Source organism: Candidatus Parakkermansia intestinigallinarum (assembly GCF_944389695.1).
Classification (GTDB): domain Bacteria; phylum Verrucomicrobiota; class Verrucomicrobiia; order Verrucomicrobiales; family Akkermansiaceae; genus Akkermansia; species Akkermansia intestinigallinarum.
Genome location: NZ_CALXNG010000002.1, coordinates 138,641 through 152,785 on the forward strand (window position 1 = coordinate 138,641; position 14,145 = coordinate 152,785).

At 64.3% G+C, this 14,145-nt stretch carries 12 protein-coding genes and 1 tRNA gene; 3 read left to right on the forward strand and 10 right to left on the reverse strand.

Features of this window, described 5'->3' with window-relative positions; translation table 11 throughout:
* Positions 1–175: 175 nt before the first annotated feature.
* A complete protein-coding gene (lepA, locus tag AC6UAL_RS01190) occupies positions 176–1,981 on the forward strand; it encodes a translation elongation factor 4 (protein ID WP_500681521.1) in 1,806 nt (601 codons plus the stop codon).
* Positions 1,982–2,278: 297 nt separating this feature from the next.
* Here lepA and AC6UAL_RS01195 read toward each other — a convergent pair.
* From AC6UAL_RS01195 to AC6UAL_RS01205, 3 genes are all read right to left on the reverse strand, one after another.
* Positions 2,279–2,353, reverse strand: a tRNA-Asp gene (locus AC6UAL_RS01195).
* Between the two features lie 219 nt (positions 2,354–2,572).
* On the reverse strand, positions 2,573–4,573 hold the full coding sequence (locus AC6UAL_RS01200) for an ATP-dependent DNA helicase (RefSeq protein ID WP_500681522.1): 2,001 nt from the start codon (positions 4,571–4,573) through the stop codon (positions 2,573–2,575).
* Between the two features lie 55 nt (positions 4,574–4,628).
* A complete protein-coding gene (locus AC6UAL_RS01205; protein ID WP_500681523.1) occupies positions 4,629–5,381 on the reverse strand; it encodes a hypothetical protein in 753 nt (250 codons plus the stop codon).
* A gap of 158 nt (positions 5,382–5,539) precedes the next feature.
* Between AC6UAL_RS01205 and AC6UAL_RS01210 the strand changes: the two genes are divergently transcribed.
* Entirely contained in the window at positions 5,540–6,772 is a 1,233-nt protein-coding gene (locus tag AC6UAL_RS01210; protein ID WP_500681524.1) for a hypothetical protein, read from the forward strand.
* A 377-nt stretch (positions 6,773–7,149) separates the two neighbouring features.
* Positions 7,150–8,382, forward strand: a complete 1,233-nt coding sequence (locus tag AC6UAL_RS01215; RefSeq protein WP_500681525.1) for a hypothetical protein — start codon at positions 7,150–7,152, stop codon at positions 8,380–8,382.
* 213 nt (positions 8,383–8,595) lie between these two features.
* Here the strand turns inward: AC6UAL_RS01215 and AC6UAL_RS01220 are convergent, their stop codons facing one another.
* The 7 genes from AC6UAL_RS01220 to AC6UAL_RS01250 all read right to left on the reverse strand — a co-directional run bounded on the left by AC6UAL_RS01220 (position 8,596) and on the right by AC6UAL_RS01250 (position 13,952).
* Entirely contained in the window at positions 8,596–9,654 is a 1,059-nt protein-coding gene (locus tag AC6UAL_RS01220; protein WP_500681526.1) for an agmatine deiminase family protein, read from the reverse strand.
* Positions 9,651–10,211, reverse strand: coding sequence for a Minf_1886 family protein (locus AC6UAL_RS01225; protein ID WP_500681527.1), 561 nt, complete (start codon positions 10,209–10,211; stop codon positions 9,651–9,653). The genes AC6UAL_RS01220 and AC6UAL_RS01225 overlap by 4 nt, the downstream gene beginning before the upstream one ends.
* Positions 10,212–10,289: 78 nt before the next feature.
* Entirely contained in the window at positions 10,290–11,120 is an 831-nt protein-coding gene (gene thiD, locus AC6UAL_RS01230) for a bifunctional hydroxymethylpyrimidine kinase/phosphomethylpyrimidine kinase (protein WP_500681528.1), read from the reverse strand.
* Positions 11,121–11,234: 114 nt separating this feature from the next.
* Entirely contained in the window at positions 11,235–12,656 is a 1,422-nt protein-coding gene (gene gatA / locus AC6UAL_RS01235; protein WP_500681529.1) for an Asp-tRNA(Asn)/Glu-tRNA(Gln) amidotransferase subunit GatA, read from the reverse strand.
* Between the two features lie 22 nt (positions 12,657–12,678).
* Positions 12,679–12,972 carry an Asp-tRNA(Asn)/Glu-tRNA(Gln) amidotransferase subunit GatC gene (gene gatC / locus AC6UAL_RS01240; RefSeq protein ID WP_500681530.1) on the reverse strand — a complete coding sequence of 98 codons (294 nt, stop codon included), beginning with the start codon at positions 12,970–12,972 and terminating at the stop codon, positions 12,679–12,681.
* A 12-nt stretch (positions 12,973–12,984) separates the two neighbouring features.
* The gene (locus tag AC6UAL_RS01245; protein ID WP_500681531.1) at positions 12,985–13,272 is read right to left on the reverse strand and encodes a hypothetical protein; all 288 of its coding nucleotides are present in this window, start codon (positions 13,270–13,272) and stop codon (positions 12,985–12,987) included.
* Between the two features lie 41 nt (positions 13,273–13,313).
* A complete protein-coding gene (locus tag AC6UAL_RS01250; RefSeq protein WP_500681532.1) occupies positions 13,314–13,952 on the reverse strand; it encodes a hypothetical protein in 639 nt (212 codons plus the stop codon).
* Between the last annotated feature and the right edge of the window lie 193 nt (positions 13,953–14,145).

A 14,145-nucleotide genomic window follows, 5' to 3' on the forward strand; every position in this document is an offset into this window, starting at 1 on the left:
CTTCCGAGCGCCGCTGAGACCGCGCCCTTCCCGCCGTGGAGCCCGCGCCTTTCGCCCGCCGACGGCGCATGCGCCTCTCGTGCCCCGCACGCCTGTGTTCCGCGCCGAGCGCCGACTTGCGAGCGATGCAATTTCACTTGACTATACCCTCGCGGTAGCGTATCCTTGCGCGCGCATGGGTACGGATATCAAGCTGAAACGCAACTTCTCGATCATCGCGCACATCGACCACGGCAAGACAACCCTCTCCGATCGCCTGCTCGAATTCACCAACACCATCGGTGAGCGCGACAAGCAAGACCAGCTGCTCGACGCCATGGATCTCGAGCGCGAAAAAGGCATCACCATCAAATCGCACCCCGTCACCATGCGCTACGAAGCGCAGGACGGCAAGACCTACGAGCTCAACCTGCTCGATACCCCGGGCCACGTCGACTTCTCCTACGAAGTCTCGCGCTCTCTGGCCGCCTGCGACGGTGCCGTCCTCATCGTCGACGCCGCTCAGGGCGTCGAAGCTCAGACCCTTGCCAACATGCACCTGGCGCTCGACCAGCAGTTGGAAATCGTACCCGTCATCAACAAAATCGACCTGCCCGGCGCCAACCTGCCCAAGGTCTACAAACAGCTCGAAGACGTCGTCTGCATCCCGCACGAAGAAGCCATCCTCTGCTCGGCCAAAGCCGGCATCGGCATTGAAGACGTCCTCGAAGCCATCGTCAAGCGCATCCCTCCGCCCGCCGAACAGCAGGACGGGCACCTGCGTGCCCTCGTCTTCGACTCCGTCTACGACGCCTATCGCGGGGTCGTCTCCTACGTGCGCCTCGTCAGCGGCAGCGTGGCGCGCGGCATGAAAGTCAAGCTCTTCGCCACCGACGACACCTTTGAAGTCAAGGAAGTCGGCATCTTCACCCCGAAAATGCAGGCTGTCGATCAGCTCGAGACCGGAGACGTCGGCTACATCATCGCCAACATGAAATCCGCCGCCGACGTCAAAATCGGCGACACCTACACCAACTGCGCCGACCCCTGTCCCGAACCGCTGCCCGGCTTCAAGGAAATCCGCCCCATGGTCTTTTCCGGCATCTACCCCGTCGACTCCGCCGACTACGAAGCCCTCAAGGCAGCCATGGCCAAACTCCAGATCAACGACGCCGCCTTCACCTACATGGGCGAAAGCTCGATAGCCCTCGGCTTCGGCTTCCGCTGCGGCTTCCTCGGCCTGCTGCACATGGAGATCATCCAAGAGCGCCTGCGCCGCGAGTTCAACATGGACGTCATCTCTACCTACCCCTCCGTCATCTACGAAGTCACCAAGACCGACGGCACCGAACTGCAGGTGGACAACCCCAGCATGCTCCCCGAGCCGCAGGAGATCAAGGAAATCCGCGAGCCCATCGTCAAAGTTTTCATCATGATCCCGAGCGAATACATCGGCGACATCATGCGCATCGTCATGGAGAAGCGCGGCGAAGTCGTCCACACCGAGACCATTGATGACACGCGCGTCATGCTCACCTGCCGCATCCCCATGGCCGAAATCCTCGTCGACTTCAACGACAAACTCAAGAGCACCACGCGCGGCTACGGCTCCATGGACTACGAATACGACGGCTACCAGGCCGCCCAGCTCGTCAAGATGGACATGATGATCGCCGGGGAGCCCGTCGACGCCTTCTCCATGATCGTGCACCGCGAACGCGCCGAATCGCAGGGGCGCGAGCTGGCCCTCAAACTCAAGGAAGTCATCCCACGCCAGCTCTTCACCGTGGCCATTCAGGCCTGCATCGGCGGCAAAATCATCGCACGAGAGAGCATCTCGCCCATGCGCAAGAACGTCACGGCCAAGTGCTACGGCGGCGACGTCACCCGCAAGCGCAAACTGCTCGAAAAGCAAAAGGAAGGCAAGAAGCGCATGAAGGCCATCGGCCGCGTCAACATCCCGCAAGAAGCCTTCATCAACGTGCTCAAGAGCGGCGACTGAGGACGCCGCGCGCCCGGCAGACTGCCGAGCACAGCCGAACACGAGAAGCCCCTCCTGCGCTCCGCGCAGCCGAGGGGCCTCTTCTTGTCGCCCTCCGCCGCACCGCGCCCTGCTGCGCCGCACCGCGCCACACCGCGCCACACCGCGCACCACCGCGTCACGCCGCGTCACGCCGCGCACCACCGCGCCACACCGCGCCACACCGCGCCACACCGCGCCACACCGCGCCACACCGCGCCGCACCGCGCAAAAGCGAAGAAGGCGAGTGATTCATGAATCACTCGCCTCAGGCAAGGACGAAGCGGACGGGGCTCGAACCCGCGACCTCAGCCGTGACAGGGCTGCGCTCTAACCAAACTGAGCTACCGCTCCTTGTCTTTCTTCGTGCCTCCCGACCTCACTCGCTCCGACCCTCTCAGGCCATCTCTCGTTTGGCGGGGTGCGCGGTCATTATACTCGCATGCGGGCAGCAATGCAAGCTTTTTTTTGAGAAAAAGTGATGAAAAAGACAAAAAATCTGAAAAACAAGCCCTCGGCCCCTCTCCAACACCGAAAAAGCCCCCGCCGAACAGCGAACGACACCGAACCCGCTCAAATAAACTCGCGCTTCGCCTCGCGCGGCAACGCCAGCATGAAACGCTGCCCGTAAAACTTCGACGTAATACGCGAATCCAGCAGCACCACAAGCCCGCGATCCGAGCGCGAACGAATCAAGCGCCCCACACCCTGCCGAAACTTCAACACCGCCTCCGGCAGCGAATAATCGCGAAACGCATTGCCGCCGCGCGCCGCAATATCTTCGCAGCGAGCCTCCGTCAGCGGATTGCCCGGCGACTCAAACGGAATCTTCGTCACAATCACATTCGACAGCGCCTCACCGGGCACATCCACTCCCGTCCAAAAACTATCCGTCCCCAGCAACACACTGCCGATATTCTCGCGGAAATGACTCAGCATCCGGCTGCGCGTGCGATCCTCACCCTGCACCAGCAGCGGCCAGCCCCGCTCCGCACAAAAGGCCCGCAACTCCGCCGCCACCTGCCGCATCAGCCCGTAACTCGTAAACAGAACAAAAGCCCGCCCCTGCGTCTCCTCCAAACTGCGGCGAATATGCCCGACCAACTCCTGCAAATAAAACTCAGGCTCGCTCGCCGGAGGAGGCGGCGGCATACTGCGCGCCACCACAACACGCATCTGCTCCGCATAATCAAAGGGACTCCCGATGCGCAGCGTCCGCGCCGCCTCCGCCCCGACGCGCCCCGCAAAATACCCCATCCCGCGCTCCCCCGTCGCCAGCGTCGCACTCGTGCAAATACAGCAGCGCCCCGACTCGAACAGCCTCTCGCGCAGCACCGGCGCCACATTCACCAGCGCCGCGCGCAGCACCATAAAGCGCCCCTCCTGCCCGGCACTCTCCGCCCAGTAAACACGCGCGTCCAAGTAGGTCAGCTCAACCATCTCGCGCACCACCTCCGCATAGGCCAGCAGGCGAGCCGCCGTATCCTTCAACTCCGCTTCCGGCACCTCCTCCTCGCAAACCCGCGCCATCGACAGCACCTCGTCCGCCAGAACGCGCAGTGCCGGCGACAAATCATCCTGCGTCCAGCCCGGCCGGCGCAGGCGCACCGTCCCTCGGTTCTCATCGAGACGGCAATCCGCGCGCGCCGACTCAAAAAAGAGCTCGGCGGCATTCTGCGCGTCGTCGATCAACTGCAACAAACGCGGCGTCGCGTAGTGGCGCAGCGTCCCCTTGCGCGTCGACGGATTGAAAAGACGCAGCAACTCATACTTCAACTCCGCCTGAGAAAGCGAAGAGCCCAGCTGGTGCGCCGCCACCGTCTCCATCGTATGCGCCTCGTCCAGCACCGCAAAATCATTCGGAAAAATAAAGCCCGGCACCTCGTCCTGCACCTCACTCTCCTCCGATTCGAGCTCCTGCGCCAAGGCCAACAGACCAAAAAACAGCGTGTGATTCAGCACCACCACGTCCGCCTCCTGCACGCGCAGACGCGCCGCCTGATACGGGCAGGACGGGCCGCAGTTGCGCAGCGTGCACACGTGATTCTCGCTGCACACCTGTGCCCACACCTTCGGGCTGATCTCCAGCTCCGGCGGCAGCTCCGCCAGCGAGCCCTCGCCGCAATCGCGCGACCAAGCCAGCAAATCGTGCAGCTGCCGCACCTCGGCCTGATTGAACAGATCCGTCGCCTGCTCAATCGCGCGGCGCAGGCGCGTCCGGCAGAGGTAATTCGCGCGCCCCTTGAGCAAAGCCGTGCGAAACTCGAGCCCCAAGGCCCGCGCCACCGTCGGCAAATCCTTGTGAAAGAGCTGCTCCTGCAGATTGATCGTGTGTGTGGAAATCACCGCCTTGCGCCCCTGAGCCAGAGCAAAACGCACGGCCGGAATCAGATAGGCCAGCGACTTCCCCACCCCCGTACCGGCCTCCACCAGCAGCGCGGCGTCGTCGCAGAGCGCCTCGGCGACACTGACGGCCATCGACTGCTGCTCGGGTCGAAACTCAAAATTCTGCGCAGCCGAGAGCACCCCCTCGGGCGAGAAATCATGCAAAACCTGTTCCGGGAGGCCGACCACGGCTCAACAGCGCACAACAACAACTCCCGCCGAGCGGCGCCCGGCGGCGGAACACTCAGGGCAGAAGACGATCACCCGTCGGCGGCACCGCTATGTCCAGCGGCAGATTCGGGAAGTAAGTGCGCAGCGTGTTCACCTGCGTATTGCTGTCCACGAAATACCAGCGATTCAGCTCCGTGCCGCGCATATTGACGCCGGACACCACCTCATCGCGAATGGCGTAAATATAACTGCGGCGTTCCATGCGCTGCATGCGGCCGCTGGCAGCAGGCACGCGCACCACCAGCGTAATGGGCAGCACCACAATGCGCGAGCGATCCGCATCGGCCTGCAGCGCATCCGCCCTCGTAGCGCCCGCGCGATCCTTGAGCACGGGGCGCACCATGCCGGTCGAATGCGCCACGACGTACTCCGAATACGGAGTCCCCACGGAATAGCGCTCAACCACAAAGCCCTGAGCCTTCATCTGCTCGCCCATCTTGCGGTACTGCTCCACCAACGCTCGATCCGCCTGCTGCATGCGCACCCGCGCGGCCTCGTCGCTCTCGCGCTCAATTCCCATAATGCGGCGGGCATTGCTTGCCTCCTGCTTCGGATCCCGCGACGCCAGACGATCAGCCAGCGTGCGGCGCAGCGGCGGGTACATGTTGTCCAGCGCCCATACAAGGTCGCAATTGCGGACGGCAGATCCGTACTCCTGCGCGGCATTGCGCGCCGAATTCGCCGCCTCGGAAACAGCCGCACTCAGCTCACAGGGGCAGAAACAGGCCAAAGCGGCCGTCGTCAGCATACAGGACAAAGCTCTCATACCCCTATCCTACCACAGACGCGCCGATCTGCAAGTCTGAAAGACGGCATCCCTCTTCGCCTCAAGACATCAGAGGCTTCTGCCGAAGGCGGCCGCTGCGGGGCGCAAGGGGCTTTTGAGCTTGACCGCCGGGGGGTGCGGCTGCTAAAGTGCCACGCATGAGACTCACTTCTCTACTGACAGGGGGGCTGGCGTCGGCCCTCATCGGTACCGCCCTCGCCGCACCGATTCCGGAGCATTTCTCCGATCGCGCCAAGGAGCTTCTGGCCGACCGCATCGAGCTCAACCGACCGGAGGACGTCGGAGAGATCAAACACACGCTCAACGTCATCTACTTCATCGGCAGCGACGCCGAACCCGTAGCCGACTACGAGCGGCGCATCAGCGAATTGCTCCTCTACCTGCAGCAATTTTACGGGAAAGAAATGGCTCGCAACGGCTTCGGCAACCGCTCCGTCGCCCTGCCCATGAAGGACAACGGCGAGGTGGATATCACCCTCATTCGCGGGCGAAAAAAAGCCGCTGAATACACCTACTCCGGAGCGGCCGCGCAAGCCTGTCTCGCTGAAATCGCAGACTACTTCCGCGAGCACCCGGAGCGCTGCAACAGCCAACATCATTTCGTCATCATGCCCACGCAGCACGACGCCAAGTACAACGATGAGAACCCCGGCGGCGTCCCCTTCTTCGGCTACGGCCGCCACTGCTTCGCGCTCGATTACAAGGAATTCGACCTGCGCCACCTCGGGCAGGACACCCCCTACGGCCATCTGCTCACCAAGTGGTACGGCGGCTTTGCCCACGAACTGGGCCACGGCCTCAACCTGCCGCACAACAACGGCCCCGTCAGCGAGCTGATGCGCCTCGGTACCCCGCTCATGGGCAGAGGGAACTACACCTTCGGCTACAAGCCGACCTACCTGACGAAAGCCTCGTGCGCCGTCCTCGATGTCTGCGAAGTCTTCCCCGGGCTGAACCACCCCGAGCACTTCTATGCCCGGCCGGCGGAGGTGCTGCGCGAAGCCGAGGGGAGCCTCCTTTACGACGGCAAGGTTTTTGAGTTGCAGATCAAGCTGCCGACGCCCGGTGCGCGAGACATCAAAGCCGCCAATGTCTACGTGCAAGATCTGCCCTCCGCCGTGAACCAGGACTATGATGCCGTCGCCTTCACCGCGCAGAAGGAAGACACGGACACCGGGCTGAGCATCCGCTGCCGCATCCCCGCCATCGAGCTGTTACAGCTCTCGGGGAACGAGCGTGAAATCGCCGCGATCTTCCTCTTGCCCAACGGCTTCCGCTACCGCTGGACGGCGGAGTTCAAGGTCTCGGATATCAAGGCCGGGCAGCCCGTGCCGCTCCGCCGGGTGAAGTTCCGCGAGAGCTCCTACTGAGCCGCTGATCGGCACCGCCTCCTGCTCGCCCGCCCTCCCTCAAGCCCTCGACGCCGCGCCCGCTCGCCGCGTCGGGGGCTTTTGCCGCTCGGGTGAGAGGCTCTCGTGCGCGCGGCCATGCCGGGGCTTGTCGGCCAAGGCTTGCGCGGTTCGGGCTTGTCTGCCGGGGTTTATCGGCCGGGGCTTGCGCGGTTCGGGCGGGTTCGGTTCGGGCGGGTTCGGCGGGGGATTCGGCGGGGGAGGGTTCGGTGCAGGCATGATTTGTCGGGGAAGGATTCGGCGGGGGTGCGGGCGGTGAAGAGCGGCGGAGCTTCCGCGGCCGAAGCCGTCTCATTTTGGGCTTGACGCTGCGCGGGGAAGCAGGTAGCGTTTGTCTCATGAGACCGTTTGCTTTTTTATCGCTGAGTATACTGCTTGCCGCGTCGGGGGTAGTGGCGGCTCCCGTGCCGGAGCATTTTTCGGAGCGCGCACGCGAGTTGCTGTCCGGAGGGGAGGAGCTGAATCGCCCCGAGGAGGTGGTCAAGACGAATCGCCAACTCAATGTGATTTATTTTGTGGGTTGTGATTCGGAGCCGCTGGCGGATTACGAGCGCCGCCTGAGTGAGTTGCTGCTCTACCTCCGCCGCTTTTACGGCGAGGAGATGGCTCGCAACGGCTTCGGCTATCGCAGCTTTGAGTTGCCCCTGAGGGAGAACGGCGATGTGGACGTGACGCTGATTCGCGGGAGCAAGCCGGCGGCGGAGTACCCTTGCACGGGCGAGGCCGCGATGGATTGCCTCAAGGAGATCGATGAGTTTTTCCGCCTGCATCCGGAGCGCAAATTCAGTCGGCATACCTTTGTGATTATGCCGACGCGCTACGACGAGAAGTTCAATGATGCAAGCCCGGGCGGCGTGCCATTTTTCGCTATGGGGCGCAATTGCTTTGTGCTGGATTACAATGGCTTTGATTTGCGCTACCTCGGGCAGGATACGGAGCAGGGGCGCCTGCTGACGAAGATGTTCGGGGGGCTGGGGCACGAGTTGGGCCACTGTGTGAATCTGTATCATAACAACGGGCCCGTCAGCGAGCTGAACCGTCTCGGCACGCCGCTGATGGGCAGCGGAAATTACACCTTCGGGATGAAGCCGACGTATCTGACGAAGGCGTCTTGCGCGATTCTGGATGTGTGCGAGTTGGTGCCGCAGCCGGAGCTGCCGAAGGCTTTTTACGCGAAGCCGGCCGTGCCGCTGAAGGAGGTGGAGCCGGAGTTGGTCTATGACGGGGAGAATTTTGATCTCGAGCTGCGCCTGCCTGCCGAGGCTGCCGAGTTGAAGGCGGTCAATGTGTACGTGCAGGATATGCCCTCGGGGGTGAATCAGGATTACGATGCCGTGGCTTTCGTGGCGCAGCGGCAGGCCGTTGAGGATGGCGTGGTGTTTCGCTGCCGCTTTTCGGCTGCGGAGTTGGCGCAGCTGAAGGAGGACCACCGCGAGGTGGCGATGATTTTGATTTATCCCAACGGGTTCTCTTACCGTTGGACGGCGCAGTTCCGCGTGTCGGAGCTGAAGGCCGGGCAGAAGGTGGCGCTGAGCCAAGCGGCTCTCGCCGAGATTACGCTACCCGATTGAGTTTGCTCGCTGAGAGAGGAGAGAGCGGGCGAGAGCGCGCCGGGAGCCCCGCGAGGCTTCGAGGCGGCCCTGCTTCTCCTCCCCGCATGAGCCTATGGGAAAGCCCCGCTTCCGCCTGTGTGCGGAAGCGGGGCTTTGACCGCCACCCGGCGGCGACGCGGGCCCGGCCTTTGCCGAGCGCTGAGCCGCGGGAAGGCTGCGGGGGCAGGGGTCTCAGAAGGGAGAGCCCGGGGCGGGCTGCTGCTGGGTGATGCAGTGGATGGCGCCGCCCTCGATGACGAGGCGGCGGGCGTCGATGCCGACGACGCGCCGCCCGGGGAAGCATTCGCGCAGGATGCCGAGGGCGCGGTCGTCCTCTTTGTCCTGCATGAAGATGGGGACGATGACGCTGCCGTTGCAGATGAGGAAGTTGGCGTAGCTGGCGGGGAGCTGCTCGAGCCTCCAGTCGCGGGCGATGAGGGGCTGCGGCATGGGCAGGGGGATGATGTCGACGCGATGCCCGTCGGGGGTGCGAAGGTCTTGCAGGCGTTCGTTGTTTTCGGCTAGGTTGCGGTAGTGCGGTGAGTGCGGGTCGGGCTCCGTGATGGAGACGACGGCATCGGGAGCGACGAAGCGCACCATGTCGTCGATGTGCCCGTCGGTGTCGTCGCCTTCGATGCCGGAGCCGAGCCAGAAGACGCTCGTGACGCCGAGCAGGCGCAGGAGCTCGGCTTCGATGTCCTGCTTGCTGAGGCCGGGGTTGCGGTTTTCGTTGAGCAGGACGGCTTCGGTGGTGATGAGCAGACCTTGGCCGTTGCCTTCGATGGCGCCGCCTTCAAGGATGATGTTGCTGCTCAGGCGCGGCAGAGCAAGACTGCCGGCAATGTGCTCGGGGATGCGGTTGTCGGCGTCCCAAGGGGCGAATTTGCCGCCCCAGGCGTTGAAGCGCCAGTCGGCAATTTGCAGGCCGCCGTCGCGCCGTTGGGTGAAGATGGGGCCGTGGTCGCGGCACCAGACGTCGTTGGTGGGGTGGTCGAAGAGGCGGTAGCGCTCGACGCCGCGCGCACGCAGCTGTGCGGCGATGCCGCGGTGCAGTTCGGCGGCGGCGTTGATGCGGACTTCGGCTTCTGCGGCGATGGCGGCGGCGAGCTCGGTGTAGCGTTCGATGAGCTCGTCGAGGCCGCCTTGCCAGAGGTCTTGGCGGTGCGGCCAGGAGAGCCAGACGGCGCTCTGCGGCTCCCATTCGGCGGGCCAGCGCAGATCGCGCCCTTGCAGGGGGGTGGGGGTGCTCATGCGGCGGGTGATGTGTTGTCGGGTGATTCGGTGTCGGGGGACGAGTCGTCTGATGAGTTGTCGGCGGATGCAGTGCCGTCAGAGGGCGGCGTTTGGCGTCGGCGCGAGCGGGTCTTGGCGGCCTTTTTGCGGGGGGCGGGGGGCGCGGGCTCCGCTTCGTCCTCGGGCGTCTGCGGCGGAATCGGCATGATGCTGTAGGGGCTTTCGAGGATGTCGCACAGGGGGGTCAGGTGCTCGAACTCGTCTTGTCTGTCGCTGTTTTGTCGCCCGAAAATGCCGGCTTCGATGAGGTTGTAGACGATGCAGCCGAAGTCGTGGCTGCTGCGCAGATTCCAGCTTGCCAGAAGATGCCGTGCCAGAGGGCCGTACTCGTCGAGGGCGTAGGCGCAGGCTCCGAGGTAGAGTTCTTCTGCGCTGAGGTGGGGGGATTGATCGCTTTTGTTGAGCTGCTCGGCGGCGTAGTCGATGGCGTTGCGCATGAAGTAGTAGGCTTCGGCTGCGTATTCGGGGTGCCTCTCGACGAGTTGGTTGATGGCTTCTTCAAAGCTCGCTTGCATGGCTCATGCTACCACGCTTGGGCGCGGCGTGCAACAGTAATTGCCGAGTCGGTGTGCTTGGGGCGGAGCCGAAGGGGGTCAGGATGCGGCGCCGCCGTGGTTGAGCGCGTCGAGGTCGCCGAGCCGCAGGGATTGCGCGATGGCTCGGCTGACGTGGTCGAGGGCGCGCGCGGCGGCGTCGGGCAGGGAGTCGCCGCAGGCAAGGCGGGCGGCGAGGGCTGCGGAGAGCGTGCAGCCGGTGCCGTGGGTGGAGATGCCCTTGGTGCGCGGGTGCTCGCGGCGGTGCAGGCTGCCGTCGGGCTCGGCGAGGACGTCGCAGCAGGTGTCGCCGCTCAGGTGCCCGCCTTTGGCGAGGATGGCGCAGCCGTAGCGCCGAGCCAGGTCTCTTGCGGCGGCGGCGAGTTCATCGGGGCTTTGGGGGCGCGGGCAGCCGAGGAGGCGCTCGAGTTCGTCGAGATTGGGGGTGAGCAGGGTGGCCTGCGGAATGAGGTGGCGCTCGTAGCTGCTGATGGCTTCCTGCAGCATGAGGGGCTCACCCGCCGTGGCGATCATGACGGGGTCGATGACGAGGGGCAGGCCCTGCGGTCGGAGCTCGGCCGCGACGGCTTCGACGATGTCGGTCGAGTAGAGCATGCCGGTCTTGACGGCGCGCACGGGAAAGTGCTTCAGGCAGAGCCTTACTTGGCTCGCAACGAAGTCGGCATCCAAGGCGCGGAGGCTCTCAACCTGTCCGGGTACTTCGCTCACGACGCAGGTGACGGCGGTGAGCGGGTAGCTGCCCATGGCGAGGCCCGCTTTGAGGTCGGCTTGAATGCCCGCCCCGGCCGAGCAGTCGGAGCCGGCAATGCTGAGCATGACGGGGCGCGTGGGGCGCAGGGGGCGTGCGGTGCCGTGTTGTTCCGATGTCATGGGCGAGGCAGCGGCGGAGATGGCGGTTGCGGAGGCGGAGATGGGGGAGGCGGAGGAGCGCAGCGCAGCACCCGAGCTTGAAGCCGGGTGCCGGGCGGCGGCGGAACGCGGAGCTCAGGCTCTGTCGGCGAAGGCCGCTTCAAGCGCGTAGGCGGCTCGAAGCATGAGGGGCTCTCCGTTGACCGGGGCGAGCAGCTGAATGCCGGTGGGCAGGCAGCCTTCCTGAGGGCAGGGGAGGGAGATGCCCGGCAGGCCGGCGAGGTTGGCCGGCACGGTGTAGACGTCTGAGAGGTAGGTTTGCAGCGGGCTTTGATGCTCGCTGTCGATGAGCGGGGCGGGCGTCGGTGCCGTCGGACCCAGAATGAGGTCGACGCGGCCGAAGGCGTTGCTGAAGTCGCGGGCGACGAGGGAGCGCACCTTCTGAGCGCGCGTGTAGTAGGCGTCGTAGAAACCGCTGGAGAGCACGTAGGTGCCCAAGATGATGCGGCGCTTGACCTCGGGGCCGAAGCCCGTGGCGCGGGTCTTGCTGTAGAGATCGTCGAGGCCGTTGGTCTCAGCGGCGCGGTAGCCGTAGCGGATGCCGTCGAAGCGCGAGAGATTGGACGAGGCTTCGGCGCAGGCGATGATGTAGTAGGTGGCGATGACGGCTTCGGTGTGCGGCAGGGAGATGTCGACGAGCTCGGCGCCGAGCCGCGTCAGTTCGCTGATGCTGCGCTCCAGAGCGCCTTTGACGGTGGGGTCGTTGCCCTCGTTGAGGTATTCGCGGGGGATGCCGATGCGAAGCCCGGCGATGTCGCGCCCGAGTTCGGCGCAGAAGTCGGGGCAGTCTCCGGGGTTGCTGGTGGAGTCTTTCGGGTCGTGACCGCAGAGGGCATTGAGGATGAGGGCGGCGTCCTGCACGTCCTGCGTCAGCGGGCCAATTTGGTCGAGTGAGGAGGCAAAGGCGACTAGGCCGTAGCGCGAAATGCGCCCGTAGGTGGGCTTGAGGCCGACGACGCCGCAGTGCGAGGCCGGCTGGCGGATGGAGCCGCCGGTATCCGAGCCGAGAGCCGCTAGGGCGATACCGCCGCCGACGGCTGCCGCCGAGCCGCTCGATGAGCCGCCCGGAACGCGCTCCGGATCGGCCGGGTTGCGGGTGAGGCCGAAGGCGGAATTTTTGCCGGTGGAGCCCATGGCAAACTCGTCCATGTTGGTGCGGCCGAAGGGAATGGCGCCGGCGGCGCGCAGCTTCGCGACGGCGGTGGCGTCGTAGGGGGAAATGTAGTTGGCCAGCATGCGCGATGCGCAGCGCGTCGGCTCGCCCTGCACGCAGATGTTGTCTTTGACGGCGATGGGGATGCCGCCCAAGGGCTTGCTGAGGTCTGCCCGAGCGGCCTCGGCGAGCGCGCGCTCGGTGTCATGGGAGATGTAGGCGTTGAGCCGGGGATTCTCCTGCTCGATGCGGCGGGAGAGCTCTTGTACGAGTTCGACGGGGCTGACGGTTCCGGCGAGGAGTTGCTGCCGCCAGTGAGTGACTGATCCGAAGGGCTGGGTCATCGGTGTGGTGTGGTGCGGGTGATCAGTGCGCGGATTCGACGACTTTCGGGACGCGGAATTGCCCGTCCTCTTGCGCGGGGGCGTTGGCGAGAGCCGCCTGCCGATCGAGGCTTTCGCCGGGGCAGTCGGCGCGCAGGGCGTCGCAGGTGGGCAGCGGGTGCGTCATGGCTTCGACACCTTCGATGTCCCACTGCTCAAGTTGGTTGACGTAGCTGAGAATTTGGTTGAGATCGGCGGTGAAACGCTCCGTCTCTTGCTCAGTGAGGTCGATTTTGGCGAGGCCGGCAATATAGGCTACGTCGATGTTCGCTTGCATATGGCGTTGGGGTCAGGAGTGGATGAGAACGTGCAGACCGAGGCGGTAGAGGCCGTAGATGACGGCAAGCAGCGCGATGAGCATGAAGAGGTTTTCGCCGAAGGCGCCCTTGACGTCCGAACCGTGGCTCGCCGCTCTCGCCCCGACGAGGTGGTGCCTGCGGCGGCGCTCAAGGACATCTTCGGAGGGTTCGAGGGTGTCGACGGCGCGGCGGCGCCCCGCGCCGCGCTCGAAGGCGGCGTCGCGGTGCCGGGGCATTTCACTCCGAAGGCGGTTGCTGGCGGCGTTTCTTGTGTTCATCGTGTCGGAAGAGGGATGGAGAGGGATGGAGAGGGATGGAGTCAGCGGGTGATCCACAGGCTGATGAGCCAAGTGATCAGGAGCAGAACGAAAAGCGGCAGGTGAAAGACGAGACCCTTGGTGAAGGTCGCCATGAGCTCCTTCTTGTTCAGCCCCGTGCCGTCATCGCCCGAGCGCGGGCGGTGGCGCAGCACGTCGCTGTGCCGGAAGCGGGACTTCATGGCGTAGGCTTCTTCGTAGTCGTTTTCGGCGCGATCGAGCTTGGTGAAGGCGTCCCGCAAGCGGTCGCGGAGCCCCTCGGTGTTCCAGCTCTGCGGCTGCATGGCGGAGAGAATTTGGAGGTGTTTCTTGAAGCAGGTGCAGATGGAGTCCAGCTCCCGGTGCTCGCGCTCCATGGATTCAAGCTCTTGCTCAATTCGCCGCACGGTGTTGTGCATGTTCATGCCGAGGCGGTTCATCTCATAGCAGAAGCGCTGCTTCTGTTCGTTGCCCTGCTCGAGTTCTCGCCGCTGCGCCTCCCACTGCTCGCGCTGAGCCTCATAGAATTCGGCCTGCTGGCGGGCCTGCTCGGCCTGCTTCATGACGTTTTCCGGCGTGTGCATGTCGCCGTCGGCCACTTGAGGATTGAGCTCCATCTGCCGGTAGCTCGGTGAAATCCTCGTCGCTTCTGTACGCAGCACGGCCATGATCGTTAGCTGAAATTAAGTTCTTTTGACGCTTTTGTCAAGGATATTTAGCTTTCCATGACAAAAAAGGGCTCTTCTGCTAATTGTGTGGAATGACGCCGCAACAGAGTAGAGAGAAGAAGAGAAAAACAACGCAGGGGGCAGAAAAAACATTGAGCATGGAGGAGAAATCTCCTACCATGCCCAG

Bases quoted from the DNA above. Each gene is read 5' to 3' on its own strand.
- lepA (WP_500681521.1), top strand. From the start codon at position 176: ATGGGTACGGATATCAAGCTGAAACGCAACTTCTCGATCATCGCGCAC.
- AC6UAL_RS01205 (WP_500681523.1), bottom strand. From the start codon at position 5,381: ATGAGAGCTTTGTCCTGTATGCTGACGACGGCCGCTTTGGCCTGTTTC.
- AC6UAL_RS01210 (WP_500681524.1), top strand. From the start codon at position 5,540: ATGAGACTCACTTCTCTACTGACAGGGGGGCTGGCGTCGGCCCTCATC.
- AC6UAL_RS01215 (WP_500681525.1), top strand. From the start codon at position 7,150: ATGAGACCGTTTGCTTTTTTATCGCTGAGTATACTGCTTGCCGCGTCG.
- AC6UAL_RS01220 (WP_500681526.1), bottom strand. From the start codon at position 9,654: ATGAGCACCCCCACCCCCCTGCAAGGGCGCGATCTGCGCTGGCCCGCC.
- AC6UAL_RS01225 (WP_500681527.1), bottom strand. From the start codon at position 10,211: ATGCAAGCGAGCTTTGAAGAAGCCATCAACCAACTCGTCGAGAGGCAC.
- thiD (WP_500681528.1), bottom strand. From the start codon at position 11,120: ATGACATCGGAACAACACGGCACCGCACGCCCCCTGCGCCCCACGCGC.
- gatA (WP_500681529.1), bottom strand. From the start codon at position 12,656: ATGACCCAGCCCTTCGGATCAGTCACTCACTGGCGGCAGCAACTCCTC.
- gatC (WP_500681530.1), bottom strand. From the start codon at position 12,972: ATGCAAGCGAACATCGACGTAGCCTATATTGCCGGCCTCGCCAAAATC.
- AC6UAL_RS01245 (WP_500681531.1), bottom strand. From the start codon at position 13,272: ATGAACACAAGAAACGCCGCCAGCAACCGCCTTCGGAGTGAAATGCCC.